The sequence below is a fragment of the Nocardia sp. FBN12 genome (genome assembly GCF_050320175.1).
In the GTDB taxonomy this organism is placed as follows: domain Bacteria; phylum Actinomycetota; class Actinomycetes; order Mycobacteriales; family Mycobacteriaceae; genus Nocardia.
The window spans coordinates 4,996,563-5,022,243 of record NZ_CP190048.1 but is presented as its reverse complement, the minus strand read 5'-3'; the positions used below and the strand labels follow the sequence as shown (position 1 = coordinate 5,022,243).

Sequence of the window (25,681 nt, the reverse complement as noted above, 5' to 3'; positions counted from 1 at the left end):
AGGGGCGGTAGCGAATGACCGAGCGACGTGCGCGTGGAACCAGTCCGGGTGGACGAGGTGACAGGCGTACGTCGCGGGCCGCGCGCTCCCGCCCCAGTCTCGACACGCCGGGCCGCCCCACCGCGGCCAAACGGCCGACGCGCCGTCGCCCGGAAACCGCGGGCGCGAAGCGCAAGGCGAGCGGCAAGCTCGACCACAACGAGCACACCATCCTCGGTCTCTCGACCGGCAAAGCGGTGATCCTGGCGGCGGTACTGTGTGGTCTCGCGCTGACGTTGGCGGTGCCGACGCGCACCTACTTCAGTCAGCGCGCCGAGGCCGTCGCCCTGGCCAAACAGCGGACCGAACTCGAGGCCGACCTCGCGGGTTTGCGTGATCGTCGTGCGCAACAACAGGATCCGGCTTATATCCGTTCCGAAGCGCGCGACCGTCTGCGTCTGGTGATGCCCGGCGAAACCCCCTACATCGTGCAGATTCCCGGCATCGAAGCACCGGCGCCGCCGCCGATGAGTACCCGATCAGCGGCGCCCGACCCCTGGTACACCGACCTGTGGCGCAGCATCTCCGAACCAGCCCCGGAAGGACCACGGTGACGACACCGAACGCCAGCGACCTCGAGATCATCGCGAAGCAGTTGGGCCGCGAGCCTCGCGGTGTGCTCGAAGTCGCCTACCGCACCCCCGACGGCCTGCCCGCCGTGGTGAAGACCGCGCCCCGCCTGCCCGACGGCACCCCGTTCCCCACGCTCTACTACCTGACCGATCCCCGCCTCACCGCCGAGGCGAGCAGGCAGGAGTCGGCCGGAGTGATGCGCGAGATGACCGAACGCCTCGCCACCGATCCTGACCTCGCGGCCGCCTACCGTCGTGCGCACGAGAGCTACCTGGCCGAACGCAACGAGATCGAGTCCCTCGGCACCGATTTCACCGGGGGCGGCATGCCGGACCGGGTGAAGTGCCTGCACGTACTGATCGCGCACTCCCTCGCCAAGGGGCCCGGACTGAACCCCTTCGGTGACGAGGCTGTCGCGCTGGCGGCCGCCGCCGGCTTCCGCGGGACCGCGATCCCGGCCGACTGGCCCGCCGCACCTGGCGAGCAGGCATAATCGCGGGAGTGCCCGGCGCACGAGACCTGGAGGAACGCCATGAGTGAGCGCATCGCCGCAGTGGACTGCGGCACCAACTCGATCCGCCTGCTGATCGCCGAGGTGGGCGCCGACGGCTCGCTCACCGACGTGCACCGGGAGATGCGCATCGTGCGGCTCGGTCAGGGTGTGGACGCCACCGGCCGTCTCGCGCCCGAAGCCATCGAACGCACGCGCCTGGCGCTGGCCGATTACGTCGATGTGATGGTGGCGCAGGGTGTTTCGCGCGTCCGCATGGTCGCCACCTCCGCCACCCGCGACGCCGCCAATCGCGACGACTTCTTCTCGATGACCGGCACCGAACTCGGTCGTGCAGTGCCGGATGCGGTCGCCGAGGTGATCACCGGCGACGAAGAAGCCCGGCTGTCGTTCGCCGGTGCCGTCGGCGAATTGTCCGCTGACGCAGGGCCTTTCGTGGTCGTCGACCTCGGCGGCGGCTCGACCGAACTGGTCGTCGGCGACGAAAACGGCGTCCAGGCGGCCCATTCCGCCGACATCGGCTGCGTCCGCATCACCGAACGCTGTCTGGCAGGCAACCCACCGACCGCCGATCAGGTCGCTGCCGCAAGAGAATTCGCCCAGCAGAAACTCGACGAGGCATTCGAGAAGGTCCCCGTGGACAAGGTCCACACCTGGGTCGGCGTGGCAGGCACGATGACCACCATCACCGCCGTAGCCCTCGACCTCCCCGAATACGACTCCGCGCGGGTACATCTGACCCGCCTCAGCCTCGCCGAGGTCCACCAGGTCTGCGACCGCCTGATCGCCATGAACCACGACGAACGCGCAGCCCTCGGCCCGATGCACCCCGGCCGCGTCGACGTGATCGGCGGCGGCGCGGTGATCACCGAAGTCCTCGCCGACGAATTGTCCAGCCGTGCGGGAGTTTCCGAACTCATCGTCAGCGAACACGACATTCTCGACGGCATCGCCATGTCGATCGTGAACACCGCGGCCTGACGTCGTTCTCGTCGGTCGACGACGCCGCAGCCCCCGGCGCGGGCGCACCGTGTCAGAGGTCGGCGGCCGCGAGCGCCTCGGCTTCGGCGCGAAGCTCGGCCGCCTCGGCCGTCCGCTCCAATGCCGTCAGTCCGGTGGCCTGGGTGGTCAGCGTGGTGACGAGCGACGCCGTCAACCCCTGCCCGAACAACTGGACCGCCACCACCTTCTGCTTCGTCTCGGTTTTCGCCCGCGGCCGGGTGGCTTTCGCGACCAGCTTCGGAAACCGCTTGTCGAAGCGGCGGACGAGCTGACGGCGCACGTCGATCTCCTCGGTCCGAACGTCGACGGCTTCGCGCCTGCGCTGGAGTTGGTCGAGGTAGAACGCCTCCTCGTAGAGCGACTGCGCCAAGTCGACCATCTTCGCGTACCCCAGCGGCCCGCTGACCATCTCGCGGTACGCCGCCGACGATTCCGCCGCGTGCAGCAAAGCCATGTCGGTCTCGGCGCTGATCCAGTACCGACGTGCCATCCTGGCGTGATAGCCGCCGAGCTTGTTGTTGAGCTGGTAGGCCCCGAACGCGAACGGTGGTAGCCGGAGCCCGAGCGTGGACCGCGAGCCGTACATCGACGACCGATCGACGCCCGATGTCTCATCCGGATGTGCTGTCGTCCAGGCGATCTCCGCTTCAACGCGCTGCAGCGCGGCACCGTGCTCGAACAGCCAGCCGCCTGCCACCTCCGAGGCGACCGCGAGATAGGTCACCGCGCCGAGAACGAGCGCCCCCATAGCGGCGACCGGCCACGTCCACCCCGACGGCGACAGCTTCCACACCGAGATCGCCACCGCGTCCGCGACGGCGACCGACACGAAAAACCATCCGGCGACGAGGGTTCCGCGACTGGACAGGGTGGCCAGCGCCACCCACACGACGCCACGGCCGACGCCGGTGAGGCCGATGCCGGGGAGTACCAGGATTATCAGCCAGGCGTCCTCGCCGGTCCACAACCACAGTGGCGCGCCGATCGTCCAAGCGAGCAGTGCCCAGATGAACGCGGCTCCCCAGCTGCCGAAATCCTCCCCGGAATCCATGCCTCGATGGTGGCAGGCGGGTCCGCTCAGCTGCCGGTGCGCTCGCGATGCTTGCAGCCAGGCCAGCAGCACGGGCGTCGCTGACCTTCTTCCAGCTCCTCCTGGGTGCGCCGAATCCGCCGTGCACGGGTCGCGTCCTGTTTCGCGTCCTCGACCCAGCAGATGAATTCGTTGCGGGCCAGCGGGGTGATGTCCTGCCAGGCGGTGAGCGCCGCCGAGTTCGCGAGCAGTGCCGCACGCAGATCCGTCGGCAACTCGTGCACCACACCACCGGAGACTTGTCGACTGCTCATCAGTCCACGGTAGCGCGCATGTTGCTCGACCTGCGGTTACCGGGAAGATCCGCGGCGAAACTAGACAAACAACCACATGTGTCTCACCATAGAGTCATGAGTACAACGACGTCTCATTCGGTGCGGTTCGAACTTCGCTCCGGAGACACTTGGCGCGATCCCTGGTCCATGTATTCCGCACTGCGCGAGCATGATCCGGTCCATCGGGTAATCCCCGACGGGCGGGAATCCGATGACTTCTACGTGCTGTCCCGGCACCCCGATGTGTGGGCGGCCGCCCGCGACCCCGAGACCTTCTCCTCGGCCTCTGGTTTGACCGTCGACTACGTCGACCTGGCCGCGGCCGGGTTCGGTGGCGTCCGGCCGTTCGTCTTCATGGACCCGCCGGAGCACACCGATTTCCGCCGCCGAGTGTCGCCGGGATTCACTCCGCGCCAAGTGAATTCGGTCGAGCCCGCAGTGCGCAGGTTCGTCGTCGAACGCATCGAGCGACTGCGCGCGGCGGGTGGCGGCGATATCGTCAAAGAGCTGTTGAAGCCACTGCCCACCATGGTGGTAGCGCACTACCTCGGGGTTCCCGAACACGATCACGGCAAATTCGACGAGTGGACCGAGAACATCGTCGGTGGCGCCGTCGCGGGCGCCGGGATCGCCGCGGGCGACCAGAACGCCTTCGCGGCTGTCGGCGAACTGGTCGGCTACTTCACCGAACTGATCGCCCGCCGTCGCGTGGAGCCGGGCGACGACACCATCTCGCACCTGCTGGCCTCCGGCCTCGGCGCCGAGGGCGACAACGACGGCCTGATCGCGATTCTCGGCTTCGCGTTCACGATGATCACCGGCGGCAACGACACCACCACCGGCAATCTGGGCGGCGCGGTTCAGCTCCTCACCGCCAACCCTGACCAGCGCAGACAGCTCGCCGACGACCCGTCGCTCATCCCGGATTCCATCGAGGAGTTCCTGCGGATGACCTCCCCGGTGCAGGGGCTGGCCCGCACCACCACCCGCGACGTCGAACTGCACGACACCACCATCCCGGCCGGCCGCCGTGTGCTGCTGCTCTACGGCTCCGCCAACCGCGACGAGCGCGAATTCGGTGCCACCGCGGCCGAACTCGACATTCGCCGTAACCCCAAGCGCATCCTCACCTTCAGCCACGGACACCACCACTGCCTCGGTGCGGCCGCCGCCCGCATGCAGGCGCGGGTGGCGCTCGAGGAACTGCTCTCCCGGTGCCCGGATTTCACCGTGGACCTCGATGCGGTGCAATGGTCGCAGGGCAATTACGTGCGCTGGCCCGTCTCGGTGCCGTTCCGCGCGGCATGAGCGGTAGCTCGCGTCACCACGCGGCATGTCGAGAGGGAACAGTATGAGCGGTGACTGGCTGGCCACCGACCGGGCCGACCTGGCCGCCGAACGCATCATCGACGCGGCCGCCGAACTGTTCGCCGAACACGGGGTGGCCGCGGTCGGGATGGCCGAGATCGCCAAGGCCGCCGGGTGTTCTCGCGCCACCCTGTACCGCTACTTCGACAACCGGCACGCGGTGCGTCTCGCGTTCGTGCACCGCGAGACCCGTCGCATCGTCGCCCAGCTCGACGAGCGGTTTCGCGACATCACCGACCCGGGTGAACGGATCATCGCCGCGATGCTCGGCGCGGTCGAGGAGGTTCGCGCCAACCCCCTGCTCATCGCCTGGTTCCGCCCTGCCGACTCCGGCACGGCGGGCCGCATCAGCCAGGACTCCGACGTCATCGAATCCATGGCCGCGACCATCTTCGCGCCCACGGACCTCACCGACCCGGAGCGCAGCCGCCTGGCCCGCTGGCTCACGCGCATCATCGTCTCGCTGCTCTCGGCGCCCGGCCGTGACGCCGCCGACGAACGCGCCATGCTCGAAGAGTTCGTCGCGCCGGTCGTCACCCGGACCTTCGTCGCACCGAACTAGAACGTGTTCTATATTCGAGGGAAAGTTCCGGCGATCCCTCGGGAGTCCAGATATGTACCAGTGGTCAGACGAAGACCTGATGTTCCGCGACGCTGTGCGCGGCTTCATCGCCAAGGAGGTCACCCCGCACGTCGACCAGCTGGAGAGCGGGGCGCTGCCGCCGTTCGACATCATCCGCAAGCTGTACGCCACCTTCGGGCTCGACGAGATGGCGCGCGAAGGGCTCGAGAAGGCGCTCGCCCGCGAAGAGGCTGGTACCGCCGGCTCGGGTAAGCCGGGCTTCAGCGGCGCGGGCAGCATGGGTGTCGTCCTCAACAGCGAGCTCGCCGGTGTGAGCCTCGGTCTGGTGGCGTCGATGGGGGTGAGCCTCGGTCTCGCCGTGGGCACCATCCGCAGCCGCGGCACCCTCGCGCAGAAGAAGCGCTGGCTGCCGGAGCTGGTCACCATGGCGAAGGTCGGCGCCTGGGCGATCACCGAACCCGATTCGGGCTCGGACGCGTTCGGCGGCATGAAGTCCTACGTCCGCCGTGACGGCGAGGACTACATCCTCAACGGCCGCAAGACCTTCATCACCAACGGCCCGTATGCCGACGTGACCGTCGTCTACGCCAAGCTGGACGAAGAGGACGGCACCGACCGCCGCGATCGCAAGGTGCTGACGTTCGTGCTGGACAAGGGCATGCCCGGTTTCGCGCAGAGCCCCCCGTTCAAGAAGATGGGCATGAACTCCTCGCCCACCGGCGAACTGTTCTTCGAGAACGTCCGCATCACCCCCGACCGGTTGCTCGGCGAAACCGAGAACCCGGCCAAGGGCGACGGAAAGGACAGTGCCAAGGAGTCTTTCGCGGCCGAACGCATCGGCATCGCCTCGCTGGCGCTCGGCATCATCAACGAATGTCACCGCCTCTGCGTCGATTACGCCAAGTCCCGCAAGCTGTGGGGCAAGGAGATCGCGCAGTTCCAGCTCATCCAGCTCAAGCTGGCCGAGATGGAGATCGCGCGAATCAATGTGCAGAACATGGTGTTCAACGCCATCGAGCGCACCGCCGCGGGCGACAAGGTAACCCTCGCCGAGGCCTCGGCGATGAAGCTGTACTCCTCCCGCGCCGCCACCGAGGTCGCGATGGAGGCTGTGCAGCTGTTCGGCGGCAACGGGTACATGGCCGAGTACAAGGTCGAACAACTCGCCCGCGACGCCAAGTCACTGATGATCTACGCCGGTAGCAACGAAATCCAGGTCACCCACATCGCCAAGGGCCTGATCGCCGGGTAATACGCCAGATTCTCCGGGAGCCGCGCACACTCCCGGAGAACGCGTCCTTTTACTGGGCCCGCCGTGGTTCCGGCATCGCGCACGCCAGCCCATCGGCCATCCCGGTCGGCTGCACACCGAGACCTTGGTTGAGCCGGGCCCGCTGGTTCTCCCACGCGATACTCGCCGCCAACTCGGCCAGCTGCGCCTTCGACAGATGGGTGAGCAGGGTTTCGCGCAATTCGTCGATATCGACCGCCGGAGTAACCGTCATCGCCTCCGCGAACGCGATCACCAACTTCTCCAGCTCGGTATATGCGTCACTGGTCTGATACCAGTGCAGATCGGTGAGCTGCTTCTCGGTCAACCCGGACGTATGCGCCAGCGCCGAAGCGATATCGAGACAGAACTGACAGGCCACCAGCCCCGCCGTCTTCAGCTCAGCCAACTCTTTGAGCCGAGGATCGAGCCGGTTGCTGAACAATAACGCCGTCTCATAAGCCACGGTCGCCACCCCGATCTGCGGCCGCCGCCCGAGCCACCCCGCCAGGTCACCCCGATTCCGCCGAGCCTGCCCGATAACCTTGGCGTACGCCCGAATTCGCTTGGCCACCCGCATCGAAAACACCTCTTCGTGTCGACGGTTCGCTTATCTAGGAACCTACGCCGGGAGACAGCGAAACCCCAGGGCTCGGCAGCCCCTGAATGATGGGTCGGATCACAGTCCGTTCGGGGGACGGTTTCAGTGCGAGGCGGCGACGACCACATCAACGAGCGCGGTGACCGCCCGCGTGCAGTCGGCGCGGGCGTAACCCAGCAGCCGCGTCTCGTCCGCGTCGGGTTCGTAGGCCAGCGTTTTGCCGCGGCCTTGGATGATGGCGCCGTCCGGAAGCAGGGGGTGTTCCTCGTCGCGTTCGGTGATCACACGCTTGCCGCCCGCGGCGTCGACGACCATCTGGAAGAACTCCCGGTAGGAAAGGTTCTGGTCGCCGACGAGATACGCGGTGCCCGGTGTCGCGTTGCGCAGGGCACCCGAGATGGCCTGCGCGAGCGACGCGGCGGACATGAAGTTGGTTCCACCGATCGGGGCGAAGTCGGGGATGTCCGGCTCGTTTCCGGCCGCCCAGGAGATCATCCGCCGATAGCGCCGGGCTGACGCGCCCGGCACCGCACCGATGATCGACGGCGGATTGAGGGTGGAGACGGTGAACGATTCGTCCGCGAGCGCACGGGCGCCTTCGTCGGCCGCTTGCCGAGCCGTGATGTAGGGGTTGCCGGCCGCGAGGTCTGGTCGCAGCTGGTGGTAATAGCTCCCGACCTGCACGAAGCGGCCAACGCCAGCCTCCTTGGCGAGCGCGGCGAAGCGTGGCACGCCGACGCTCTGGGTGTTCTCCCAGAACGTTCGGTCTTCGTCCTCGGACTTCTTGTGCCGTACGTCCTGCCCGGCGGCGAAGACGATGCCGTCGAACCCCGACAGTTGCGCACGGGTGAACGAGGGCACGGTGTAATCGCCCGTCAGGAGCGGAAAGTCGGCGACCGGCGAATCGTCGGGTACCGAACTTCGAGCCGCCACGGTGACGTCGTCGCCTTGCGCACGCAGGTGGAGCGCGGCGTGCGCGCCGATCATGCCCGTGCCGCCGATGATCAGAATCTTCATGGTGAGGTGCCTTTCGGTGGTTTCGCGGGTCAGGGATTGCGGGGGCGGTTGGTCCAGCCGCCGGAACCGCGCGGCACCCAGCCGCCGGCGGCGTGGGTGCCCCCGTCGACGTGGACGGTGCCGCCGGTGACGAAGCGGGACAGATCGGAGGCGAGAAAGAGCGCGACCCCGGCGACATCGTCGGGCTGCCCGGGGCCGCCGAGCGGCGACCAGTTCGGCCACAGCGGCCGGTCCTCCTCTGGGATGAGCGTCGCGTAGGGCACCTGCACCGATTCGATGAGGTCCGGAGCGATCGCGTTGACCCGGATACCGGAGGGGCCGACCTCCGCGGCCAGCGACCGGGTGAACTGGGTCAGCGCCGCCTTGTACGCGGAGTACACGGTGTGGCCGGGAATCGCCCGGTGGGCCTCCACGGTGGTGAGGTTGATGATCGAGCCGCCTCGCCGCTCGATCATGCCCGGCAGCAACTCCTGCGTCAGACGCAGGACATGGGCGAAGTTGATCTCGTGCAGGTCGTCCCACAACGAAGGCGCGTTGGTGGCGAACGTGTGCGGCGGCCGTAGGTAGTGACCGACATTGTTGACCAGGACATCGGGACGGTGCTCGACGATTTCGGGTGGGCACGTCGTCGCCCGCACGTCCCACTCGAGCGCTGTGATCGAGCCGCCTGCCGAGCTGTCGAACTCGAGCGAACCGTTCGGTTCGAGATCTGCGACAAGAACGTCGGCGCCGTGCGCGGCGAACGCCCGTGCGATCGCGGCACCGATAGCCGCGCCGCCACCGGTGACGACCGCGCGCCGACCGGCCAGCATGGCGCCGGGAGTGAAGGGCATGAGATGGGGCATGGACCGATTACAGAATGTCCGCCAGCGGGCCGACAGCCATTATCCCGGCAGGTGGAAGAACTCGTCGGCGCGTGAGCGCGATGTGCTACCCATGACGGGAATTCTCGCGAACCGAAGGAGCCCGGATGCGACCACACAGTTCCGGCGACGCACCGACCGGAGTTCTGCAGCGAGCCGCACTGATCCTCGACGCGTTCGATGGCGCGGACTGTCTCAACCTGTCGCAGATCGTCGCCGCCACCGGACTGCCACGATCCTCTGTGCACCGCATGCTGGAGCAACTGGTCGCGCTCCAGTGGGTACACCGTGACCACATGAACTACCAGCTGGGCATGCGCATGATCGAACTGGGGGCGACAGCCGCCCAGCAGAACTCGCTACGCCGGGCCGCGCTGCCCAGCCTGCGCTGGTTGCATCAGACGACAGGATGCATCGTGCACCTGGGCGTACTCGACGGCGCCGATGTGGTGTACCTCGAGAAAGTCGGTGGGGAACTCGTTCCCAGCATCAGGTCACGAGTGGGTAGCCGCATCCCCGCGCATTCGTCGACGATCGGGAAAGCGTTGCTGGCTGTCGACGGGTCAGCCCGCGTCGGCTCGCCGGACATCCAGCGTGTGCGTGAATCCCGCATCGCCTTCGGGCGCGAGCAGTGCATGAAGGGCTTCAGCTGCGCCGCCGCCCCGATCGGGCAGATAGACCACGAAGGCGCCGCCGCCGTCTCGGTTTTCGGTTCGGCCACCAAGATCGGCCCCGACAAGCAGCTGAGGCTGGCGGTGCAGACCGCGGCAGCCGACATCTGGCACCGGGTGCACGCTCCCCGGCAGGGCACGCGGGCGGCCCGCTCTCCCCGGTATCGGCACAACCGGGTGGGCGCGTAGCCACGTTCTCCCAGCAGCCAGTTCAGCCATGATCCGCCGGCGCGCGGTCAAGTGCGCGAAAGATCCCGATGAATGGGAAACCCGGCATTTGTTTCGGGCGAATAGCTGCTTCTGTGTGAGACGCGACACTCCGAATTCCGGTTCTTCGGCATACCTGAATTGGCGTTCGCCACGATGAAAGGCATTTCCACCCATGCGAATCCGATCTTTTAGATTGTCCATTGCGGTCATGGCGGCCGCGGTCGCGGCCACCACCGCTACCACCGGCGTCGCGTCCGCCGATATCGACCTCGGCAGCTCCGGCAGCAGCTCCGGCAGCAGCGGCGAGATGGTCATCACCCTGGTGCGCCATGCCGAGTCGCTCGGTAACACCTCCGGCCTGGTCGACACCAAGGTGCCCGGACCCGACCTGACCGCACGCGGCCGGACACAGGCAGACAATCTGGCCATCCAGCTGGCCGACAAGAACTACGACTGCGCCTTCGCGTCCAACATGGTGCGTACCGAGCAGACCGCGGCACCGACCGTCGCCAAGCAGGACCTGAGCCTCGACATTCAGCCCGGTTTCCGGGAGATCGAGGCAGGCCAGTACGAGGGCACCCCGGAGGCCGAGGCGCTGTCCGGGTACCTACAGGCGCCGATCAAGTGGCTCTCCGGCGACCTGAACGCCCGGATCCCAGGCTCCATCGACGGCAACGAGTTCGACGGCCGCGTCGATCAGGCACTGCTCGATGTGCAGCGCCGCGGCTGCGCCAGCCCGGTGATCTTCTCGCACGGCGGCACCATCATGTTCTGGTCGATGATGAACGCCGACAACGCCGACAAGAACAAACTCGGCACCGATCCGATGCGCAACGGCGGCCGCGTCGTTCTGAAGGGCAGCCCGCAGAAGGGCTGGACGATTGTCGAGTGGGTCGGCCACCCGGACCTGGGCTGACCCACCCTCCCGCGCCCCGGATGTCACCGACGCAATATGTGCCCCCACAGGGACTCGAACCCTGACTGTGCGGATTTTAAGTCCGCTGCCTCTGCCAATTGGGCTATAGGGGCGTCCCGGATAGCGTAGCGAATCGTACGGGTGTACCGGAATCCTGTTGGTCGACAAGGTCGGCCCGGCGTGTCGGAACGGACCACGCCGGGACCGATCATGTCATCGAAGGGGCTGGTCAGTCGCCACTCGCGGCCTTTTTGCCGAGGATCGAGTGGCGGCGGCCATAGGCGAAGTAGACGGCGAAGCCGAGGGCCATCCAGATCACGAAGCGCAGCCAGGTTTCCACCGAGAGGTTCACCATCAGCCACAGGCAGGACCCGACGGCCAGGATGGGGATCAGCGGAACCAGGGGGACGCGGAAGCCTCGGGGCAGGTCGGGGCGGGTGCGGCGCAGGATGAGGACGCCGACCGACACCAGCACGAAGGCGAACAGCGTGCCGATGTTGACCATTTCTTCCAGCGTGCCGAAATCGACGAAACCGGCCAGCACGCAGCAGACCACGCCGACGATCACGGTCAGGCGCACCGGCGTGCCGCGCTTGCCGGTGTGGGCGAGCCAGCGGGGCAGCAGGCCGTCGCGCGACATCGCGAACAGCACGCGGGTCTGTCCGAGGAACAGCACCATCACCACGGTGGTGAGGCCGGCCAGGGCGCCGATGGAGATGACGTTCTTGGCCCAGTCCACGCCGTGGATCTCGAATGCCGTTGCCAGCGTGGCGTTCTCGCCCGCCAGATCGGTGTAGGGCACCATGCCGGTGAGCACCAGCGTCACCGCCACGTAGAGCACGGTGACGATCAGCAGTGAACCGAGGATGCCGCGCGGCACCGCCTTCTGCGGGTTCTTGGTCTCCTCGGCGGCGGTCGCCACGACGTCGAAACCGATGAACGCGAAGAACACGATGCTCGCCGCGGCGAGCAGGCCGTACCAGCCGAAGCTGGTGTCACCCGCACCGGTGACGAACTGGAACAGCGTCTGGTGCAGCCCGCTGGCGCTTTCCTCGGCAGGCTGCGACGGCGGGATGTACGGGCTCAGGTTGGAGGCCTTGAAGTAGGTGATGCCGAGCACGAGCACCAGCGCGATGACGGCCAGCTTGATCGCCACCGCGACCGCCGACACCCGCGAGGACACCTTGGTGCCGACGGCGAGCAGCACACCGAGCACCGCGAGCAACAGCACCGCGCCCCAGTCGAACGTGATCGACCCGAATTGCACAGTGGCGGAATCGAATCCGAATACCGTGCCGAGATACTGCGACCAGCCCTTCGCGACCACCGACGCGGCGAGCGCGAATTCCAGGATCAGATCCCAGCCGATGATCCACGCCACCAATTCACCGAAGGTGGCATAGGAATAGGTGTACGCACTACCGGCGACGGGCACGGTCGATGCGAATTCCGCATAACAGACCGCGGTGAGACCACAGGCGATGGCCGCGAAAACGAATGCCAGCGATACCGACGGCCCCGCGATATTGCCCGCGGTGCGTGCGGTCAACGTGAAGATGCCCGCGCCGACGACAACGGCCACACCGAAGATCGTGAGATCCCAGGCTGTCAGATCTTTGCGGAGTTTGGAATCGGGATCATCGGTATCGAGAATCGACTGCTCGACGGATTTGGTGCGGAACAACCCGCTGCCTCGGCTGGGCGATCGGCCCACCCCTGGAGCGTCCTGCGGTGTCGGCACGGTATTTCTCCTTCTGCTGCGAAAATCGTAATCGGGGATTACCCGGAAATCAGGTCAGTGCACGCCCTGCATACGACGCTTGATCCAGGGCGCACACGCGACGACGACGAGACCGGCCACGATGGCGGCGCCACCGCTGAACCCGAAGTAGGCGGTCTCGCTGTCTGGGCTGTAGAAGCGGGCCAGCGTGCCCGCCATCGACGTGCCGATACCGACGGAGAAGAAATACAGCGCCATCATCTGCGAGCGGAACGCGGCGGGCGCGAGATGTGTGGTCACCGCGAGTCCGATGGGCGAGAGCAACAGCTCCGAGACGGCGAAGCCGCCCAGGATCACGAAGACCGCGAGGACCGGCACTGTCTTGCCGTCGAACCCGCTGAGCAGCGCGAACAACCAGAACGCGATGCCCATGCCGATCACGCCGAGCGCGAACTTGATCGGCGTGCTCGGCGCGCGATTGCCGAGCTTGGTCCACATCAGCGCGAACAGCGGCGAGAGCGCGATGATCCACACCGGTTCGACCGAACCGATCCAGCTGGCGGGGGCCTCCCAGCCGAAGATCCGCCAGTCGACGCGCTCGTCGGAATACACCGCGAGCATGGTGAACATCTGCTGGAACAGCGACCAGAACACCGCGTTGGCGAGGAACAACGGAATGAACGCGACAACCCTGGTCCGCTCGACCTGGGTCACCTTGGCGCTGCGCAGCATCACCGCGAAGTAGACGATCGAGGCGACCACGATGACGCCGGTGGTGACATCGGAGAGATTCTCGAGGGTGACCAGCTTCGTCAGCACGGCGACCAGCACCACGACCGCGGCGACCGCGACCCCGATCAGTATCGGGGTGAGTTCGCGGCGGGTGATGGGATTGGGCACCTCGCGCCCGTGGGTTCCGAGATTGCGGCGGAAGATCACGTACTGGGCCAGGCCGAGCGCCATGCCGATCGCCGCGGCCCCGAAGCCGACATGGAAACCCCACTCGCGCTGCAACAGGCCGGTGAGCAGCGGGCCGCAGAACGCGCCGATATTGATGCCGAGATAGAACAGCGTGAAGCCACCGTCGACCCGCGCGTCCGTCGGGGCGTAGAGGGTGCCGAGCAACGACGACGCGTTCGCCTTCAACCCGCCGCTACCCAGCGCGACGAGCACGAGGCCGACGCCGACGCCGGCCAGCCCAGGCAATACCGCCAGCGCGAGATGTCCGGCCACGACCACGACACCGCCGTAGAAGACCGTCCGCTCCATCCCCAGCACCCGGTCGGCAATCCAGCCGCCGAGCACGGTGGACAGGTAGACGAGGCCGCCGTACGCGCCGACGATGCCGAGCGCGGTGCTCTGGGCGATGCCGAGGCCGCCCTCGGCGGTGGAGTAGTACAGGTAGTAGCCCAGGATGGTGAGCATGCCGTAGAAGGAGAAACGCTCCCACAGCTCGACGCCGAACAGGTTGGTCAAGCCGATGGGATGACCGAACAGGGTGTGTTCGGCCGCCGCGTCGGCGGGGTCCGGCGGGTCGCCGAGCCGTGTTTCTTCCGTGGACATGACGGCAACGATCCCACGCCGAAACGGTGGACAGCAATTTTCCCGCATCATCGCGGCTTCGGCGTGCCGCGCCCGGTGGGCCGGTGCGAACACGTCCGGCGGCGGTCGCCGAGACGAATTACGCTGGGGTGAGGAGGATCCCGCGACGGACGAGGAAATCAGACGTGCTGACAGCCGAGGTGACCGTGCCCGTGCGGCCCGACCGGGCGTTCGCGACCCTGGCCGACGGCTGGCTCTACGCGAGCTGGGTGGTCGGTGCCTCCCACATCGGCAAGGTCGACCCGGACTGGCCCGCCGTCGGCAGCCGCATCCACTACCGCTTCGGGCTGTGGCCGGTCCTGATCAGCGATACCACCGAGGTGCGCGCGATCGAGCCGCCGCACCGGCTCGAATTGGAGGCGCGGCTGTGGTCGGTCGGCTCGGCGTGGATCACGCTCACGCTGGTGGAACAATCTCCGGGACACACGACGATCCGGATGGTCGAGCGCGCTGCCCGCGGACCCGCGCAGCTGATTCCCGGGGTGGCCCAGGATCTGCTCTTCGCGGCTCGCAATCAGGAATCCCTGGATCGGTTGGCCGATTTGATCCGGGCACGTTCGCAGAATGAATGACTCGATCGAAATGCCGAGGATTTCGCGCCGAAATCAGCTGAATGGAATTCCCGGTCGCAGCAAGCACTGGCCGCGTCAGCCGGATTGACGCCGTGGCCCAACAGCTCGGCCACGGCGGATCCATCAGCTCGGCTGGGGTAGGTCGCAGTTGTCGACCTTCGGATTGGCGCCCACGTAGTTCAATGGGCCCGCGATTATCGTCACCGCGATGGTGCCGAGGGTCGCGCAATTCTGGTCGCGTTCGGTGTAATAGCCGCGTTGGCCCGCGGCCAGGATGCCGATCAGTAACCACACCAGCACGACGATCGAAATGATGCGAGAGCTACTGCCTGACATGGCTTTTCCTCTAGTTCGACGGATTCTGCGCATGATCAGTAGTAGTGCCGACGGCCGCCGACAGCGCGCCCGGTGCTGCCGATCAAGGCCAGCACGAGGCCGACCACTAGGAGGATGACCCCCACCGTGCTGAGAAGGGATATGCCGAATACGAGTCCGGCTATGAGAAGAACTGCGCCGAGAAGAATCATCAGAGCTCACCTTGTTCGGTGTCGGGACTGTGGAATACCGGTAGGCATCCACACTGGCCGCATGCCCGGTTTTCCCGATCCGAAACAGGTTGTGCCGCAGAGGATGGGTCTGAGCCGCCGTGGTCGAGCACGGCGGCTCAGGGACGGGTCAGCGGGCGAAGATCGGCAGCACGGCCGAGCCCGACGAGGGCGGGGGCGCGCTGGAGCCGAGGTCGGCGTCGAACGAGCCGGTGCCGCTGCCCGCGTCGACCGAGCCCATCGAACTGCCGGTGGGCGGACCGATCTGGACCGAACCCGAGGGGAACAGGTCCCAGTCGGCGCCGCCGATCGCGTTCGCGGTGCCCGCGGTGCCGAGCAGGGTTCCCGCGGCGAGCACGGCCAGCAGGCCTGCCCTGGCGGCGGTGGATTGACGGATGGACATGGGTGATACCTCCGAGAGCTTCGCTGTGATAGCCCCCAGACGGTAACTGAAACATGTTGATTTCACACCAGATCGGCTTGGTTCCGCTAGGCCTGCGGCCGCTGACCCACTTCCATCTGCACGCGATAGCGGTCGGCGCGGTACCAGCTCTGGGTGTGTTCGATGGGCAGCTCCGCGCTGAACGAGACGCGGTCGAAGTGCAGTACGGGACCGCCCTTCTTGACCCCGAGCAGGGCCGCGACACCGGCCTCCGCGGCCTGGGCGTCGACCGTCTGCACGGCTCGTTCGATCGGCCTGCCGTAGCGATCGGCGGTGGTCCGGTAGATCGAACTGGTGAGGTCGTGTGAGATCAGGCCGGGGACGAGTTCGGGATTGAACCAGGCATCGTCGACGCTGATCGGATCCTCGTCGGCCAGCCGCAATCGGCGCACGTGATAGGCGAGCACGCCCTGGGGCAGGCGCAGCGCGCGGGCGGTGGCCTCGGGCGCGATCGCTTCCTCGGCGACGAGCACCAGGGTGGTCGGATGGTGGCCGAGCGCGCGCATCTCCTCGGTGAACGAGGCCAGGTGCAACCGCGATTGCACGGGCCGGTGCGCGACGAAGGTGCCTTTGCCGCGAACCCGGACCAGATACCCTTCGTTGACCAGCTGACCGACGGCCTCGCGCACCGTGATCCGGCTGACGCCGTAGTCCTGCATCAGGTTTCGTTCGCTGGTCAGCAGATCGCCGGGCTGTAGCTCGCGCGTGCACTTCTGCAGCAGAATCGCGCGTAGCTGTTCGTGTTTGGGCACTGCGCTGTCGCGCAGCGGTGCGGGCATCGCCAGTGGCTCCTTTTTCCTGGTAGGCCGACCGGTCCCTACTGGTCCTATCCGGTTGATTCGAGAGTACGCGACCGGCGCCTCGGAGCCCAGAGATCTGCCACGCCTCAGCGGATGCCCGGCGTACGTGGGTCGGTGCCGATGCATCCCAGGATGACGCATCCCGGCGGCGAATCAGCGAACGGGGCCTTCGGCGTCTCGCCGAGGCAGTCGAGGAAGTTGCAGCCGGGGTAGGCGTACGGGCCGACGCCGAGGGTGCCGAAGAAGGCGTCGGGCCGGGCGATCATCGGGTCGGTCACGCTCACGTCGGGACGTTCCCGATACGGACCGGGATCGGGGATCTGCTGGTCGCGGAACGCCGAGACGAGTGTGCGCAGCACGTCGTGGGTGTAAGTGGTCGAGGCGCCCACCGTCGCGACACCGGTCCAGTTCAGCACCAGGCCCAGGCTTGGCACGATGAAGCTGTCGTTGCGCAGCATGCCCGACATCTTCACCGCGTCGTCGGGCAGTCCGGGAAACTCGAGGCGACACGGTGCGCCGTTGAGCACGAACAGGAATCCGTAGCAGGGCATGCTCGCCGATGGCGATACCGCAGCCCGCATGTAGTCCTCGGAGATCACCTGCTGAGCGTTCCAGTGCCCCCGATTACCTACGAGCAGACCGAGTTTCGCGAAGTCGTCCGGCGGCAGCACCAAATGCGCGTGGCCGTAGGTGTTTCCGGCGCGGTCGCGGGCCCAGTAGTAGTCGCCGCGGGCGATGCCCAACGGGTCGAACAGCTTTCGCTGGGCGAAGGCCTGGAAGTCTTCGCCGACTGCCTGCCCGATGACATACACGAGCAGGTCGACCGCGCGCTGGCTGTAGCGGAACATCGTGCCCTGCGGGCGCTCGATCGGCATCGCGAGTGCCTGCGCGACGACATTGGGATCGAGCTGCGCCAGCCCGGTCGCGCCCTCGGCGGCAACGGCGACCTCCATGCCGGAGGACTCGGTGAGCAGGTTGCGCACGGTGATCTCACGGTGCGCGGCGTCGCCGAGACCCGGCGGCAGATAGCGGCCGATCGGCTCGTCGATCCGGAGCCGTCCCTCGTCGACGGCCGCCCCGGCGACCAGGGCGACGACGCTCTTGGTCCCACTCCACAGATTCCACGCCACCCCGCCGGATTCGGCATTGCGTGGGCCGGTCGCGATCAGGCAGTTGTTGCGATACAGCTGGATATTGAACCGGGTCACGTCGGTGGCGCGCGCCATCGCCGTGGCGAGCACGGCGGGGTCGAGCGCGGCTTCGGCCGGTGTCGCGGACTGCGGGGTACGGCCGGTGGTGACCTCGCACTGTTTCGCGGTGACCGGGTCGGCATCCGCCGGGCCGGAATGCCAAGCCCCCAAAAGTAGGGTCAGTGCGGTAATCGTCGCTGCCACAACATATTTCGGATAGTGCACGTAACCCTCCAGTGGTGTCGGGAGGGGAATCGTGAACGGTCACGTTCTTGTTACGAGCGATCAGCTGCCGTACGGCGTGCACACCCCGATCGCGATGTCCTTGGACGCGTTGAAGGTGTCGATCACACCGTTGAGTTCGTCGGTGGCCGCCCTGCGCTCGAGGGTGTCGGCGAGGATGTTGGTCTTGGCGACGTAGTCGCGCAGCGGCTCGGCCAGATCGGGGATCACATCGCCGGTGATCCGGCGATCCAGATCCTTGGCACTGTTGCGCAGAGTGGTGACCGCCTCGGTGGCCTTGGCGTCGGCATCGGGCGCCTGATCGTTGGAGGCCTCGATGTAGGCGTTGAACGAGCCGACCGAGGTCTTGTTGGCCGAGCGAAGGCCGTCGCACGCGGTGTCGTTGGCCGCCTCGATCTTCGCCGCCCGCGACGACGATGCCGCCGCCGACGAGGCCGCCACCTCGGAGGTATACGAGGCGAGCTCGCCCTGGTTGACCTCGGCGGTGCCCGGCACCTGCTTGGAGCAGGCGCCGATGAAGATCACTCCGGTCACGGTCGCCGCGATCGCGGTCCCGAGTCCCAGCCGTTCCAGTACTCGCATTTCTCTCTCCTGCCTCGAGATTGCAGGCACCGGTTGGGCCGGAGCCGAACATATCGACCGTACTGGCTGGTTCCGGGTGATGTCAGGTCACGGTGGCGATTTCGATGACGAACTTCCGGCGCGGCGCCGGGCTGCCGGGCCCGGCGCCGCACTCGATCAGTTCTGCCCCAGCATGCCGCGCATGGTGGCGATTTCGGCTTCCTGATCAGCCACGATCTTGGTCGCGAGCTGCCTGGATGCCGGGTTCACCCCGCCGTTCAGTTCGACCTGAGCCATGTCGACGGCGCCCTCGTGATGGGCGATCATCATCTCCAGCCACTGCTTGTCGAAATCGGCGCCGCTCGCGGCTTCCAGGCTGCTCATCTGCGCGTCGGTCATCATGCCGGGCATGTCGTGCCCGCCGTGGCCTTCCGTCGCGCTCGGCGCGGGTTTGCCGAAGCCGGTGAGCAGGTCGGTGATCTGCTGCATCTCCGGCGCCTGGGCCTTCTCCACCTGCGCGGCCAGTGCGATGAGCTGCTGGTTCTGGGTGCGGCTCGGCACCATCTTCGCCATGTCGACGGCCTGTGCGTGATGCGGGTACATCATCTGCAGGAAGCTGACGTCGGCGTCGTTGAAGTCGGTGCTCGCGGTGGCGCTGGTCGTTGTCGAGGTGGCGTGCTCGGTCGGATGGGTGGTGGTGCTGTCGTCGCTACAACCGGCCGCGAACAAGACGGTGGCGGCCGCGGCGACGAGAACGTGGATACGACTGATGGACATGGTGATCCTCCTGGGGATTCTGGTGGGGTGTCGACACTGGCGAGGCACGAGCTGTGCCGCGCCTGTCAGATCCGCAGAATCGCCAGTTGGGAAAGGGTGAGGACGGTCCACGGTGGTGGGCGCGTCCGTCTGCCGCGCCATACCTTCGAGGCGAGCCGGGCGGTTCGGGCGGTGTCGCCGAGGCGGTAGAGCAGGACCAGGGTCAGTGCGATGGCGAGTGCGACGAGAACGAAAACGCAGCCGTGGACGGCAGCGTGCTCATCGCAGCCTGCCGCGCCGCAGCCGGTGTGCGGGTCGGACGGAGCGGCGATGGGCGTCGAGGCGGGCGGTGCTCCGGCGAAGGCGGGGGAGCCCTTGGCGGAGTGGTCGGACGGCGCTGCCGCGAGAACCACGTCGTGGCTGTCGGTCGCGGCGGAAGGTGGTTCCGGGTGGTCGGACGGGGCGATCGCGGCGGCCGGCGCATCGTGACCGTGCGCACCGTCGCTCGCATGGGCGGTGCCGAAGACCGCGGAGTGCATGGCGACGATTCCGGCCAGCAGCATCAGCACGGCGAGCGCCCTGGCAATGCCGGGTGCGCGCGCGGGCGGATGCTGGTCCATCACGACGACCAGTCTAGCGATCGCCATCACGATACCGGGTAGGGGTAGGAATCACTGGGTGGCGATGTCGACGACCAGGCGCGGCGGATCGGCCAAGGTTGTGACGGCGAACGGTGGCTGATCGGCGTCGATGCCGATGAACGACTGGGTGACGCCCTCGTAGACCAGCTTCTTGTAGACGCCGGTGATGGCCGGTGCGCTCGGATCGGTCACCGGATCCGGCCCCGCGAACGGGGGGACGACCGAGTCGAACGGGTACGCGGAGCCGAGGATGCGCACCTCGAGGATCGCTCGGCCCGCCACGTCGACGGTTTTGCCGCTGCCGTCCTGCACCGCGCGATCGGTGTAGGACACCTGCCACCCGGGAGAGCCTGTGCCGCCGAGCGCGAAGACCACCCGGTCGAAGCCCGGCTGATGGCCGATCCGGATATCGCTCACCGTCAGCGCCGCACCCGGCGAAGCCGCGCCGGACTTCGGGCCCGCGTCGGTGGGTACCTCGCCGGTGGCGTCGGCGAAGGTGCTGGTGGTGCTCGTCGTTGCCGGCGGCGCCGTGGCCGGTGCGTCGTCGGTGCCGCAGCCGGACATCGAAACCGCAGCCGCGGCGATCAGCACGAACACGAGGGCGTTGCGCATGAGGCTGATGGTACGCACGGACGATGGTGTGGTGGGCGCAGGAAGGCGGGGTGTGTTCGGGCTACGGAAAGTTTGCTGGCGGCTCGGAAATGGGAGCTGTTCCGGTCGATGCGCGCAGGTCGCAGCCCGGATTTTCGGTGAACGCGTACCAGATCGGAAGTTAGCGCCACCTGCGATGATCGGACGTGACGCGCGGGAATCGCGGGCCGCGACCAAAGCATTGGGGAACAACGGGATTCGTCGATTCCGCGAATTCGAGGCGATCTGCAAGGACGTCGCAAATCGATGAGACCCGTTATTGTTCAGCGGAATACATCCCACGACCCCCCGTTGTGAGCGACCCGAGCCGCCGATACCGGGCCCGGATGTGACGGTGGGGCAACGATCTAGCACACTTGCCGGGTGGACAGTGTTGAGGACGTATTCGATCGACTACGCCGGTACCCGGATGTGGAAGCGCCGAACCTCTATGCCGTCGACGCCGCCGACCGGCTGATCCTCGACACCGCCGCGGACACCCTCGCGACCGCGGGTAGCGGCGAGGTTGCGGTGATCGGCGACGCGTACGGCGCGCTCACCCTCGGCGTCGCCGCGCGGCGCGGTCTCGCCGGGCTGCGCGTGCACCAGGACCTAATCACCGGCGAATCGGCCCTCGCGGCCAATGCCAAGACCCTCGGGCTCACCGATCGCTACACCACCCACGCCCTCGACGCTGACCTGCTCACCGGCGCGCGCGTGGTCCTGATGCGATTGCCGCGGATGCTCTCGGGTGTCGCCGAGATCGCCGAGGCCATCGCCCGCTACGCCGCCGGCGACGTGGTGGTGTTCGCGGGCGGTCGCGACAAATACCTCACGCCCGCCATGAACGAGGTGCTCGCCGAATCCTTCGCGCGGGTCCGTGCGGGCCGGGGCAGGCAGAAGTCGCGCGTGCTCATGGTCAGCGAACCGCTGCCGGTGGGGGAATCGCGATTTCCGGTGCGTGAACACGTGATCGAGATCGACGGCGATGTCGTCGCGTTCGGTGCGGCGTTCTCGGGATCGCGCCTCGACATCGGCACCCGCTTCCTGCTCGAACACATGGACCGGATGAAGCCCGACGCGCGCGACGCCGTCGATCTCGGTTGTGGCACCGGCATTCTCGCGGTCGCGCTGGCCAAATCGCGCCCGCACATCAGGGTGGTAGGCACCGACCAGTCCGCTGCCGCGGTGGCCTCGGCCAGGGCTACCGCCGAAGCCAACGGCGTGGCCGACCGGGTGACGGTGGTGCGCGACGACGCCATGTCCTCGGCCGCCGACAACAGCGCTGACCTGGTGCTGTGCAATCCGCCGTTCCACGTCGGGGCGGCCGTGCACACCGGCTCGGCGATCAAGATGTTCGTCGAGACCGGGCGGGTGCTCCGGCCTGGCGGCGAGCTGTGGACCGTGTACAACTCGCACCTGAACTATCGCGGCGTGGTGGAGCGGATGGTTGGCCGCACCGATGTGATCGGGCGGAACCAGAAGTTCACGGTCACGCGGTCCGTTCGTGGTCTGCGCGACGTACAACGATAGGGCGACCCGAAAGCGGTAGAGTCCGAATTGTCCGAACGGGCGGTGGTGCGGTCCAAAAACCGGATCGCTGGGAACTTTGTCCGATCGTGGCGCGTTGAACAGGGCAGTTGGAGCTTTTTGTAGCTACAAGAAAGGCGCACGGTGCGTACCTCATCGAATCCGGTGTTCAAGAACCTTCCCCGCCAGGAGGGTGTCGGCGGTTACGCGAACTTCGGTTCGGGCGTAGCCGGCGCGGGTCAGGTCGGTAACCAGCAGTACGGCGAGTACGGGCAGCAGTACGGCCAGCAATTCCAGCAGGCCCCCGCCACCCGTGCGATGACCATCGACGACGTGGTCACCAAGACGGGCATCACCCTCGCGGTGCTCACCGTCTCGGCGATCGCCTCCTACGCGCTGTCGACGGCGAACCCGTCGCTGGCGCCGCTGTTCGTCATCGGCGGCGGCATCATCGGCCTGGTGCTGGTCCTGATCGCGACCTTCGGCCGCAAGATGGACAACCCCGCCATCGTGCTGTCCTACGCGGCCTTCGAAGGCCTGTTCCTCGGCGCGCTGTCGCTGATGTTCACCGACGTCACCTTCGGCGGTGTCGGCGGTAGCGCCCTGATCGGCCAGGCGGTGCTCGGCACGTTCGGCGTGTTCGCGGGCATGCTCGTCGTCTACAAGACCGGCGCCATCCGCGTGACCCCGCGCTTCACCCGCATGCTGATCGGCGCCATGGTCGGCGTGCTGGTGCTGATGGTCGGCAACCTGATCGCGAGCTTCTTCACCGACGGCGGCTTCGGCCTGCGCGACGGCGGCCCGCTGGCGATCGTGTTCAGCCTGGTCTGCATCGCCATCGCCGCGTTCAGCTTCCTGCTGGACTTCGACGCCGCCGACCAGCTGATCCGCGCCCAGGCCCCCGAGAAGGCCGCCTGGGGCGTCGCCCTCGGCCTCACCATCACCCTGGTCTGGCTCTACATCGAGATCCTCCGCCTGCTGAGCTACTTCCAGCGGGATTGATCCAGAAGCACAAAAACAAATCGAGCGGCTCCCTACGAACTGTGGGGAGCCGCTCGACTATGTCCAGCGAGTACATGGGTAACTCACCGGGTACCAGCTAACCTGGCCGCCTCCGGAGTCTGGCCGCCACAGATGTCTCGCGGCACCCGAGTCTGGCCATAAGTCGCGGAGAGGCGGAGGAGCCTATCTCAGCTGAGGCGCTCGATGACCAGTGCCATGCCCTGGCCGCCGCCGACGCACATGGTCTCCACGCCGAACTGCTTGTCGTAGGTCTGCAGGTTGTTCAGCAGGGTAGTGGTGATGCGCGCACCGGTCATGCCGAACGGGTGACCCAGCGCGATCGCGCCGCCCGAGACGTTGAGCTTGTCCTCGTCGATCTTCAGCTCACGCGCCGAGCCGAGCACCTGCACGGCGAAGGCCTCGTTGATCTCGAACAGGTCGATGTCGGAGACCGACTTGCCCGCGATCGCCAGCGCGCGCTTGACGGCCTCGACCGGGCCGAGGCCCATGATCTCGGGCGACAGGCCCGAGACACCGGTCGACACGATGCGGGCCAGCGGGGTCAGGCCCAGCTCCTTGGCCTTGGTGTCGCTCATGATGACCAGCGCCGCGGCGCCGTCGTTGAGCGCGCAGCAGTTACCGGCGGTGACGGTGCCGTCGGGACGGAACACCGGCTTGAGCTGGCTGACCGCCTCGTAGGTGACGCCGGCGCGCGGGCCGTCGTCCTTGCTCACGATGGTGCCGTCGGGCAGCGTCACCGGGGTGATCTCCCGCTCGAAGAAGCCGGCCTTGATGGCCGCTTCGGCACGGTTCTGCGAGCGCACGCCCCAGTGGTCCTGGTCTTCGCGCGAGATGCCGGTCAGCGACGCGACGTTCTCGGCGGTCTGGCCCATCGCGATGTAGGCGTCGGGGAGCAGACCGTCCTGACGCGGGTCGTGCCACACGCCCGCGCCACCTTCGGCGGCCTTGGCGGTACGGGCGACGGCCTCGTCGAAGATGGTGTTCCGGGTGTCGGGCGAGCTGTCGGCCGAGCCACGGGCGTAGCGCGACACGGTCTCCACGCCGGCGGAGATGAATACGTCACCCTCGCCTGCCTTGATCGCGTGGAAGGCCATCCGGGTGGTCTGCACCGACGACGCACAGTAGCGCTGCACGGTGGTGCCGGGGACGACATCGAGGCCGAGCTCGATGGCGATCATGCGGCCCATGCCGAAGCCGCCCTCGCCGGCGGGGGAGCCGGTGCCAAGGATGATGTCGTCGATCTGCGTCGGATCCAGCGAAGGCACCTTGGCCAGCGCGGCACGAACCATCTGCGTGGTCAGGTCGTCCGGGCGCATTCCCGCCAGTGAACCCTTGACGGCACGGCCGATGGGGGAACGGGCGGTGCTGACGATGACGGCCTCGGGCATGAGGACTCCTTTTCGCATTGTTCGACGTGAACGGCTGTTTAGCTGCCGGTCATCCTTCGAATCTACGTCTCCAGTTGCGCGACCGGAAGGGCAGGGCGGTCGCGCACCTGCGCGATCAACACCGGAAGCAGCTGCGCTGCCGCCAATTCGTAGCCCGCCGCGGATGGGTGGAATCCGTCGGTGGCGAACAGGATCTCGGGCGATGCCCGGAACTCCGAGGCGACAAGTGGCGAGCCCATCGGCACCGCGATGCCGCCCGCGATGGTGGTCGCGACCGTCTGCGCCTTGGCCAGCCGCACGCTCCAGTTCGCGACGATCGTGCGCAGCGGCTGCTGGATCGCGGTGACGGTGCCGAGGTTCGGGCAGGTGCCGACCACGACCAATGCGTCGGCCTCACGCAGCCGCGAGACGGCCGCCGCGAGCCTGCGCGCCGAGGCCCGGATGGAGTGCTTCTTGGTGATGTCGTTGGCGCCGACCAGGATCACCGCGGCGTCCGGCGGCGGGCCCGCGACGAACATCGCGTCGACCTGTCCGGCCAGGCCCTTCGATGTGGCACCCGAGATCGCCTTGGTGCTCAATCGGATTCGCATGCCGGTGGCCTCGGCGAGCCCGCGGGCCAGCCGCACGCCGGGGACATCGGTGGCGCCGAGGCAACCGAGCCCGGCCGCGGTGGAATCGCCGAAGATCATCAAGTGCAGGTCGACCGGCGTCGTCTTGCGCCACGGCTCGGGAACGGTCGCCCCTGGCGCGTACACGCCGTCGGCCTCGGGCGGCTTGGAGGTGTCGCGACCGATCACGGCGCGCGCCGCACCGGCTTGGGTCATCAGCAATCGATACGTCGCCCAGGAGACCGTTCCGGCGCTCGATCCGGCGAGCACCGTCGTCGCTCCGGTAACGACCGCGGTCCGCCAGCTGATTCGAGGTGCGCTCACATTCAAAAATTCTACGACTGATCCGCCTCTCCGGGCCGGTGGCCGGACCCGGGTGCCGCACCGGTCCGCACGCGGCCGGGGGTTCGGAGGTGTGAGTTGGCCCGTGCTCGACGAGTT

At 67.3% G+C, this 25,681-nt stretch carries 29 protein-coding genes and 1 tRNA gene; 11 read left to right on the top strand and 19 right to left on the bottom strand.

The genetic code is table 11. The features are described from left to right. The first annotated feature begins 14 nt into the window (after positions 1-14). Genes ACQHI0_RS23845 through ACQHI0_RS23835 form a run of 3 tightly spaced genes read left to right on the top strand, consistent with a single transcriptional unit; the run spans position 15 to position 2,104 of the window. A complete protein-coding gene (locus tag ACQHI0_RS23845) occupies positions 15-593 on the top strand; it encodes an FtsB family cell division protein (protein ID WP_427904057.1) in 579 nt (192 codons plus the stop codon). Continuing rightward, positions 590-1,105, top strand: a complete 516-nt coding sequence (locus ACQHI0_RS23840; RefSeq protein ID WP_427904056.1) for a DUF501 domain-containing protein — start codon at positions 590-592, stop codon at positions 1,103-1,105. Before ACQHI0_RS23845 ends, ACQHI0_RS23840 begins: the two co-directional genes overlap by 4 nt. A gap of 39 nt (positions 1,106-1,144) precedes the next feature. Further along, the gene (locus ACQHI0_RS23835) at positions 1,145-2,104 is read left to right on the top strand and encodes an exopolyphosphatase (RefSeq protein WP_427904055.1); all 960 of its coding nucleotides are present in this window, start codon (positions 1,145-1,147) and stop codon (positions 2,102-2,104) included. Between the two features lie 52 nt (positions 2,105-2,156). On the opposite strand, the gene ACQHI0_RS23830 is transcribed toward ACQHI0_RS23835, so the two are convergent. Together ACQHI0_RS23830 and ACQHI0_RS23825 are read right to left on the bottom strand one after the other, a co-directional pair. Further along, positions 2,157-3,176 carry a hypothetical protein gene (locus tag ACQHI0_RS23830; RefSeq protein WP_427904054.1) on the bottom strand — a complete coding sequence of 340 codons (1,020 nt, stop codon included), beginning with the start codon at positions 3,174-3,176 and terminating at the stop codon, positions 2,157-2,159. A gap of 26 nt (positions 3,177-3,202) precedes the next feature. Continuing rightward, entirely contained in the window at positions 3,203-3,469 is a 267-nt protein-coding gene (locus ACQHI0_RS23825; RefSeq protein WP_427904053.1) for a YdeI/OmpD-associated family protein, read from the bottom strand. 96 nt (positions 3,470-3,565) lie between these two features. On the opposite strand from ACQHI0_RS23825, the gene ACQHI0_RS23820 reads away from it, so the two are divergent. From ACQHI0_RS23820 to ACQHI0_RS23810, 3 genes are read left to right on the top strand one after another with little or no spacing between them, the layout of a single operon-like run. Then, entirely contained in the window at positions 3,566-4,798 is a 1,233-nt protein-coding gene (locus tag ACQHI0_RS23820) for a cytochrome P450 (RefSeq protein WP_427904052.1), read from the top strand. Positions 4,799-4,841: 43 nt separating this feature from the next. Further along, positions 4,842-5,420, top strand: a complete 579-nt coding sequence (locus tag ACQHI0_RS23815) for a TetR/AcrR family transcriptional regulator (RefSeq protein WP_427904051.1) — start codon at positions 4,842-4,844, stop codon at positions 5,418-5,420. Between the two features lie 52 nt (positions 5,421-5,472). Beyond that, positions 5,473-6,693, top strand: coding sequence for an acyl-CoA dehydrogenase family protein (locus ACQHI0_RS23810; RefSeq protein ID WP_427904050.1), 1,221 nt, complete (start codon positions 5,473-5,475; stop codon positions 6,691-6,693). A gap of 49 nt (positions 6,694-6,742) precedes the next feature. On the opposite strand, the gene ACQHI0_RS23805 is transcribed toward ACQHI0_RS23810, so the two are convergent. The 3 genes from ACQHI0_RS23805 to ACQHI0_RS23795 all read right to left on the bottom strand — a co-directional run bounded on the left by ACQHI0_RS23805 (position 6,743) and on the right by ACQHI0_RS23795 (position 9,174). Further along, the gene (locus tag ACQHI0_RS23805; protein ID WP_427904049.1) at positions 6,743-7,291 is read right to left on the bottom strand and encodes a carboxymuconolactone decarboxylase family protein; all 549 of its coding nucleotides are present in this window, start codon (positions 7,289-7,291) and stop codon (positions 6,743-6,745) included. A gap of 123 nt (positions 7,292-7,414) precedes the next feature. Then, positions 7,415-8,329 carry an NAD-dependent epimerase/dehydratase family protein gene (locus ACQHI0_RS23800; protein WP_427904048.1) on the bottom strand — a complete coding sequence of 305 codons (915 nt, stop codon included), beginning with the start codon at positions 8,327-8,329 and terminating at the stop codon, positions 7,415-7,417. Positions 8,330-8,358: 29 nt separating this feature from the next. Next, on the bottom strand, positions 8,359-9,174 hold the full coding sequence (locus ACQHI0_RS23795) for an SDR family NAD(P)-dependent oxidoreductase (RefSeq protein ID WP_427904047.1): 816 nt from the start codon (positions 9,172-9,174) through the stop codon (positions 8,359-8,361). Positions 9,175-9,299: 125 nt separating this feature from the next. Here ACQHI0_RS23795 and ACQHI0_RS23790 point away from each other — a divergent pair, with 125 nt between their 5' ends. Continuing rightward, positions 9,300-10,052 (top strand): IclR family transcriptional regulator, encoded by a 753-nt coding sequence (locus tag ACQHI0_RS23790; RefSeq protein ID WP_427904046.1) that lies wholly within the window; start codon positions 9,300-9,302, stop codon positions 10,050-10,052. A gap of 229 nt (positions 10,053-10,281) precedes the next feature. After that, the gene (locus ACQHI0_RS23785) at positions 10,282-10,989 is read left to right on the top strand and encodes a histidine phosphatase family protein (RefSeq protein ID WP_427904045.1); all 708 of its coding nucleotides are present in this window, start codon (positions 10,282-10,284) and stop codon (positions 10,987-10,989) included. Between the two features lie 39 nt (positions 10,990-11,028). Here the strand turns inward: ACQHI0_RS23785 and ACQHI0_RS23780 are convergent. From ACQHI0_RS23780 to ACQHI0_RS23770, 3 genes are all read right to left on the bottom strand, one after another. Beyond that, positions 11,029-11,102: transfer RNA gene (locus ACQHI0_RS23780), tRNA-Leu, on the bottom strand. Between the two features lie 116 nt (positions 11,103-11,218). Beyond that, positions 11,219-12,730: an APC family permease gene (locus tag ACQHI0_RS23775; RefSeq protein ID WP_427904044.1), complete on the bottom strand. Its 1,512-nt coding sequence runs from the start codon at positions 12,728-12,730 to the stop codon at positions 11,219-11,221. Between the two features lie 54 nt (positions 12,731-12,784). Next, positions 12,785-14,272 carry a peptide MFS transporter gene (locus ACQHI0_RS23770; RefSeq protein WP_427904043.1) on the bottom strand — a complete coding sequence of 496 codons (1,488 nt, stop codon included), beginning with the start codon at positions 14,270-14,272 and terminating at the stop codon, positions 12,785-12,787. 164 nt (positions 14,273-14,436) lie between these two features. Between ACQHI0_RS23770 and ACQHI0_RS23765 the strand changes: the two genes are divergently transcribed. Further along, complete coding sequence (locus tag ACQHI0_RS23765) at positions 14,437-14,883, top strand: SRPBCC family protein (protein WP_427904042.1); 447 nt, start codon at positions 14,437-14,439, stop codon at positions 14,881-14,883. 123 nt (positions 14,884-15,006) lie between these two features. On the opposite strand, the gene ACQHI0_RS23760 is transcribed toward ACQHI0_RS23765, so the two are convergent. From ACQHI0_RS23760 to ACQHI0_RS23720, 9 genes are all read right to left on the bottom strand, one after another. Then, positions 15,007-15,219 carry a hypothetical protein gene (locus ACQHI0_RS23760; RefSeq protein WP_427904041.1) on the bottom strand — a complete coding sequence of 71 codons (213 nt, stop codon included), beginning with the start codon at positions 15,217-15,219 and terminating at the stop codon, positions 15,007-15,009. 35 nt (positions 15,220-15,254) lie between these two features. Beyond that, positions 15,255-15,410: a DUF6131 family protein gene (locus ACQHI0_RS23755; RefSeq protein ID WP_427904040.1), complete on the bottom strand. Its 156-nt coding sequence runs from the start codon at positions 15,408-15,410 to the stop codon at positions 15,255-15,257. A gap of 148 nt (positions 15,411-15,558) precedes the next feature. Further along, positions 15,559-15,831: a hypothetical protein gene (locus ACQHI0_RS23750; RefSeq protein ID WP_427904039.1), complete on the bottom strand. Its 273-nt coding sequence runs from the start codon at positions 15,829-15,831 to the stop codon at positions 15,559-15,561. Between the two features lie 86 nt (positions 15,832-15,917). Continuing rightward, on the bottom strand, positions 15,918-16,649 hold the full coding sequence (locus ACQHI0_RS23745) for a GntR family transcriptional regulator (protein WP_427904038.1): 732 nt from the start codon (positions 16,647-16,649) through the stop codon (positions 15,918-15,920). Between the two features lie 107 nt (positions 16,650-16,756). Further along, positions 16,757-18,064 carry a serine hydrolase domain-containing protein gene (locus tag ACQHI0_RS23740; RefSeq protein WP_427904037.1) on the bottom strand — a complete coding sequence of 436 codons (1,308 nt, stop codon included), beginning with the start codon at positions 18,062-18,064 and terminating at the stop codon, positions 16,757-16,759. Between the two features lie 81 nt (positions 18,065-18,145). Beyond that, on the bottom strand, positions 18,146-18,685 hold the full coding sequence (locus tag ACQHI0_RS23735; protein ID WP_427904036.1) for a hypothetical protein: 540 nt from the start codon (positions 18,683-18,685) through the stop codon (positions 18,146-18,148). 156 nt (positions 18,686-18,841) lie between these two features. Then, positions 18,842-19,441, bottom strand: a complete 600-nt coding sequence (locus ACQHI0_RS23730; RefSeq protein WP_427904035.1) for a DUF305 domain-containing protein — start codon at positions 19,439-19,441, stop codon at positions 18,842-18,844. A 65-nt stretch (positions 19,442-19,506) separates the two neighbouring features. Continuing rightward, positions 19,507-20,067 carry a hypothetical protein gene (locus tag ACQHI0_RS23725; protein ID WP_427904034.1) on the bottom strand — a complete coding sequence of 187 codons (561 nt, stop codon included), beginning with the start codon at positions 20,065-20,067 and terminating at the stop codon, positions 19,507-19,509. A gap of 24 nt (positions 20,068-20,091) precedes the next feature. Further along, complete coding sequence (locus ACQHI0_RS23720; protein WP_427904033.1) at positions 20,092-20,673, bottom strand: AMIN-like domain-containing (lipo)protein; 582 nt, start codon at positions 20,671-20,673, stop codon at positions 20,092-20,094. Positions 20,674-21,075: 402 nt separating this feature from the next. Between ACQHI0_RS23720 and ACQHI0_RS23715 the strand changes: the two genes are divergently transcribed. Together ACQHI0_RS23715 and ACQHI0_RS23710 are read left to right on the top strand one after the other, a co-directional pair. Then, positions 21,076-22,224, top strand: a complete 1,149-nt coding sequence (locus tag ACQHI0_RS23715; protein WP_427904032.1) for a class I SAM-dependent methyltransferase — start codon at positions 21,076-21,078, stop codon at positions 22,222-22,224. A 141-nt stretch (positions 22,225-22,365) separates the two neighbouring features. Beyond that, a complete protein-coding gene (locus ACQHI0_RS23710; protein WP_427904031.1) occupies positions 22,366-23,223 on the top strand; it encodes a Bax inhibitor-1/YccA family protein in 858 nt (285 codons plus the stop codon). Positions 23,224-23,411: 188 nt separating this feature from the next. Here the strand turns inward: ACQHI0_RS23710 and ACQHI0_RS23705 are convergent, their stop codons facing one another. Beyond that, positions 23,412-24,632, bottom strand: a complete 1,221-nt coding sequence (locus ACQHI0_RS23705; RefSeq protein WP_427904030.1) for an acetyl-CoA C-acetyltransferase — start codon at positions 24,630-24,632, stop codon at positions 23,412-23,414. Positions 24,633-24,694: 62 nt separating this feature from the next. Next, complete coding sequence (locus tag ACQHI0_RS23700) at positions 24,695-25,564, bottom strand: SGNH/GDSL hydrolase family protein (RefSeq protein WP_427904029.1); 870 nt, start codon at positions 25,562-25,564, stop codon at positions 24,695-24,697. Between the last annotated feature and the right edge of the window lie 117 nt (positions 25,565-25,681).